Origin of the sequence: Brevundimonas sp., assembly GCF_032107865.1 — a bacterium.
Lineage (GTDB): Bacteria > Pseudomonadota > Alphaproteobacteria > Caulobacterales > Caulobacteraceae > Brevundimonas.
In genome coordinates this window covers 1-1,332 of record NZ_DAMCNG010000381.1, presented here as the reverse complement: position 1 = coordinate 1,332, position 1,332 = coordinate 1, and the positions used below count along the sequence as shown (strand labels likewise).

Sequence of the window (1,332 nt, the reverse complement as noted above, 5' to 3'; positions counted from 1 at the left end):
CTGGACGAACTGGCCGAGGCCATCGCCGCCTTCGAGGGCTGCCCCCTGCGCGCCATGGGCGCCCGTCAATCCGTCTTCGCGCGCGGCAATCCGCAAGGATCGCTGATGGTCGTCGGCGAAGGCCCCGGCGCCGAAGAGGATGTGCGCGGCCAGCCCTTCGTCGGTCAGGCCGGGCAGTTGCTGGACCGCATCCTGACGGCGGCGGGCCTGCTGGACGAGGCCTTCATCACCAATACCGTCTTCTGGAAGACGCCCGGCAACCGCACCCCGACGCCGCAGGAACAGGCGGTCTGCGCCCCCTTCGTCGAGCGCGCCGCGGCCCTGCTGAAGCCCAAGGCCGTGCTGCTGGTCGGGGCCGCCGCAGCCAAGGCCGTGCTGAAGACCGACGACGGCATCATGCGCACGCGCGGCCAGTGGCGCGAATGGCGATTGTCAGAGGACGGAATCGCCGCCCCGGTCATAGCCACCCTCCACCCCGCCTTCCTGCTGCGTCAGCCGCAAGCCAAGGGTTTGGTTTGGAAGGACATTCTAGATTTGTCCGCTCGCCTGCGCGGTGAAGTGGTTGAGCCGAGCGCCTGATTCAGGCATCCTGCCCCCTTGGAGACCAGTCCGCAGAGCGTCGTAGAATCCCGAATCGAGACGGGGCCGACGCCGACGAAGGGGGCCGCCGCGTCATGTATTCTATCCGTCGGGCGCGTCATGCGTCCCTGTTCGCCTTCGCGCTTTGCGCCATGGCTGCGCCCCTCGCCCAGGCTGAAGATGTCGACACCTCCCGACCCTATGCCGACGCCCGTGCGGATGCTGGCGCAGACGCCTCGCCTTCGCCTACGGCGCTGAGCAGCGAGGACCGGCTCAGCTACACCACGGCGTTCGACGCCCTGCGTCGCGGCGACCTGGAGCTGGCCCGCGCCTCGGCGCGTCAGGCCAAGGACCGCGTCCTGCTGGGTCAGGTCGAGTTCGAGCGCCTGTTCCACCCCAGCCACGTCGCCACCTATGACGAACTGGCGGCCTGGCTCGAAACCTATTCCGACCTGCCGATGGCCGAGCGGGTCTATACTCTGGCGATGCGGCGCCTGCCCGACGGCGCGACCGAACCCAAGCGACCCGGCGGCCTTTTGACCCGCACCTGGGCCAGCCTGACCAGCTCGGGCTCAGGCTCTGGCGACGGCGGCGTCAACGATCCGGCCAAGGCCGCGCGCGTGGCCCTGAACAACGACGACCTGGCCGGCGCCTACGCCACGGGCCAGCAGATCGGCGACTGGTGGACGGCGGGCCTGGCCGCCTGGCGCATGGAGCAGCACGCCGACGCCTTCCTGGCCTTCGAGCACGTCG

The 1,332-nt window shown here is 69.7% G+C and carries 1 protein-coding gene and 1 pseudogene; both read left to right on the top strand.

Features of this window, described 5'->3' with window-relative positions; all coding sequences use genetic code 11:
* A partial coding sequence (locus RT567_RS16925) for a uracil-DNA glycosylase (protein ID WP_313577345.1) occupies positions 1-579 on the top strand: 579 nt, incomplete at its 5' end.
* A 152-nt stretch (positions 580-731) separates the two neighbouring features.
* Positions 732-1,332, top strand: a pseudogene (locus RT567_RS16920) (lytic transglycosylase domain-containing protein); the annotation flags it as partial.